We start from the raw sequence: 3,096 nt of genomic DNA, 5'->3' as shown, positions 1-3,096 counted from the left end.
GCGATAGTTTACCTCAGACTAAAATATCTGCAATTTTCAAGGTTCATCTGAGCCTTTTTCTTTGCCCAGTTTTTTCATAGGTCATTTGACACTATCGTCTTGTTATTCGTATCTGTTCAGTCTCCTCACAATGGATTCTGAATCGTTACGGTTATTTTATTTATTGTATCACTATGATCTTCAGATGACAACTACGCTCTCTCACAGTTACTTTAATAAACTTTTACTTTGCAAGTCACTGTTTTTTTACCTGATTTCACAGTAATTTTAGCTGCTCCTTTTTTCTTCGCTGTAACTTTTCCATTTTTACTTACCTTTACAACTTTTGAATTGGAAGATTTATAAGTCACTTTTTCCTGAGATGTATAAGGATAACGCTTTACTTTCAGGGTTTCTGTCTTACCAGCTTTCAGTTTGAGTGACTTCTTGTTTACCGTAACTTTTGTAGTTTTTACTTTTCCTTTCTGGACAATCACCTTTACTGTAATCTTTTTTCCACTGGCCAGTGTTGCAGTCAGCTTTGCTGTACCTGCCTTTTTCGCTGTCAGTTTGCCCGCCTGATTCACCGTAAAAATTCTGGTATTGCCTGATTTATAGGATTTTACATAATCACCGTTTGGTATATTCATTACTTTAAAAGCGGAAATTTTCTGTTTTACCTGTAGTCTTACGGTTGAAGCACTTGTCTTTCCTGTGGTATTTTTGCTGCTTCCTGCTTTTTTCTTAACATGGATAGTCTGTGAGACTGTTATCTTTTCTGAAGCGGCAGTAATCGTTGTATCTCCTGCCGCAAGTCCTGTTACAATTCCCTGTTCATTTACCGTAGCTACAGAGGAATTGCTGCTGGTCCATGCGAAGCTATCTGCATTGAGCTTTGCATATGCATACTGCCATCCTTTATTCACCATAGCCACCTGAAGCGGCAGCTTATTTCCTGCATACAAAGTATCATCTTCTTCATCTCCAGAAACGTAAAGGCCGAACTGAGAGCTATATTCATCGTAAACGTATGGAATCAATTCTGTCACAGAACGATTCTGCGGCGGATTTCCAGTTTCTGCTTCGCTACTTCCAAAAGCCTGAACCCAGAACCAGGTACCACCCTGTTCAAAGCATCCTACTCCAATCGACTGATAATCGTCCGTAAGGATGTTAGCCCGATGTCCTGGAGAATTCATCCAGATAGTCATGATTCCATCTGCCGTTCTGGAACCGGCAGCAATATTTTCACCATTCATTTTAGAAGATGCTGAAAAACACATTGTCTGATTTGGACGGGTATGAGAAAAGTCTACACAACTTTCCGCAGCTCTTTTCATTGCAGCCTCAAGAAGATCCTGATCCATGGTAAGTGGCGATAATCCTGCTTTTGTCCGTTCCTTATTCACAATAGCCAATACCTCATAAGCCGCATCATAATGCCGGGTACCACTAATCGTAATATAATCCATCTGATCATAACTGCCTTCTATAAATCCACTCAGATCAATCTGGAATCCTGCCATTGCCGGTACTATTTCTGCTGAGTTTACTGTCTTCGAATCCTGATTTCCTTCTGCCGCTGCAGGAAAGGTATTTGTTAAGACAAACAGACCTGCCAGTGCTGCTACACACATACATTTTCGTAGCTTCATACTTCATTTTTTCCTTTGCTATAGTTATTTTATTATAGAGCTGAACCGTTTCTTATGTCCAGCCATATGAGATCTTTTCTTTATTTAAGATAGCGTTTTCTGTTGGCTGCTGTATTTTTCCGGAACCCTTTTCCTGCAATTTCAATATTCGGCTCTAATGTTACCAGTTTTTCCTTATTCAGCTGGCGTTCGTACGCTTCTATCTTTTTCTTTGTTGTCTTTTTACCGTTCCGTTCGTAATAATGCTTATTTACATTATAATCATAACTATTGTGTGCGGCATCAACGATCTTTCCATTCTTGATCGCATAATAGGTCTTTTCATGAATACCGGCACCACCCTGTTCAAATAACAGTACATGCTTCTTTTTATAATACATCCATTTGCTGCCGCCCCAGCCACCTCGGGCCAGAAGTCTTACTGCTTTGTTCTGACGGCAGGTATAAAGATAGCAAACCTTTCCTCTGGTAATGAGAATCTCTTTCACACCGTTTCCATCCAGATCCATCAGATAAAAAGAATCTGCCATATACTTCTGTCCATCACCATAGATGTCATCAAAATATCTTGTCTCCAGTGCCACTTTATACGCTGTCAACGCCTTTTCCTTCAACGTTTGTGCCTGTGTTGTAATATTCATGCAAAAGACCATACATATCATAAGCACAAACATACTCCAAAACTTCTTTCTTCTCATCCTTTTCATATGTACCTCTCTCCCTTCCTGACTATATATAGCCTTTTTCTTATAGTTTCATATTATCCCCCGAGTGTCTGTCAATGCTTTTTCTCGCAATTCAGAAACTTGCCAAAAATTAAAAAAATACAGATCAAACCAAACGGCTCAATCTGTATTTCTATTACCTATGCTATTCTCTTCTGCAATCATTTCTGTCGAAAGCCACTTTTACACGTCCCCAATGGCCTAGATTCTGACAAAATCTACCTTATATTCATCGCTGCCTTTTTCGTCTACCGTATAGTAAGCTGCCATCTGAGCAACATTCAGATAAATCCGAATCGTTCCGTTCAGCCCTTTTTCTGCTGCGTCTTTCTTCACTGCTTTTTTTATATCTTCCAGAGAAATGTCCAGCCCGGATACTTCCAGTATCACAGATGAGACTCTGTTGCCTGCATCTTTTGCTGCTTTGGTTACTGTTTTTACCGTATCTTCTGCTTTTTCTGCTGCATCCTTCACGGTTTCTTTTGCCTTTTCCACAATTGGTGTATTCAAGATGTCTTTTGCACTGTCTTTTACTTCCTGAACTGCTGCCTTTGCAATACTACTTGCAGTCTGTCTCTTTTTTCTCATAATTAATCCTTTTCTCCTTTTTCGATTCTATATTTATCAGACGTTTGCGAAACGCAAAAAGCTGCATAAATGGTGTGCTACCCGTCAAGTAGACAATTAAAAAAACAAAAAATATTTTCTGCCCGGTGTTATGCCGGGCAGTTTTTATG

3 protein-coding genes are annotated in these 3,096 nt (G+C 39.5%); all 3 read right to left on the bottom strand.

The window, feature by feature from the left end; translation table 11 throughout:
• Positions 1-212: 212 nt before the first annotated feature.
• Positions 213-1,634, bottom strand: coding sequence for an Ig-like domain-containing protein (locus OCV47_RS15715; RefSeq protein WP_262655956.1), 1,422 nt, complete (start codon positions 1,632-1,634; stop codon positions 213-215).
• A gap of 80 nt (positions 1,635-1,714) precedes the next feature.
• Entirely contained in the window at positions 1,715-2,341 is a 627-nt protein-coding gene (locus OCV47_RS15710; RefSeq protein WP_262655955.1) for a hypothetical protein, read from the bottom strand.
• A gap of 219 nt (positions 2,342-2,560) precedes the next feature.
• Positions 2,561-2,947: a DUF6465 family protein gene (locus OCV47_RS15705; protein ID WP_262655954.1), complete on the bottom strand. Its 387-nt coding sequence runs from the start codon at positions 2,945-2,947 to the stop codon at positions 2,561-2,563.
• Positions 2,948-3,096 lie beyond the last annotated feature (149 nt).

Source organism: Muricoprocola aceti, assembly GCF_025567005.1.
Lineage (GTDB): Bacteria > Bacillota > Clostridia > Lachnospirales > Lachnospiraceae > Marvinbryantia > Marvinbryantia aceti.
Note: the sequence above shows the minus strand (reverse complement) of the source record. Positions and strands in the feature narration are given on the sequence as shown.

Bases quoted from the DNA above. Each gene is read 5' to 3' on its own strand.
- OCV47_RS15715 (WP_262655956.1), bottom strand. From the start codon at position 1,634: ATGAAGCTACGAAAATGTATGTGTGTAGCAGCACTGGCAGGTCTGTTT.
- OCV47_RS15710 (WP_262655955.1), bottom strand. From the start codon at position 2,341: ATGAAAAGGATGAGAAGAAAGAAGTTTTGGAGTATGTTTGTGCTTATG.
- OCV47_RS15705 (WP_262655954.1), bottom strand. From the start codon at position 2,947: ATGAGAAAAAAGAGACAGACTGCAAGTAGTATTGCAAAGGCAGCAGTT.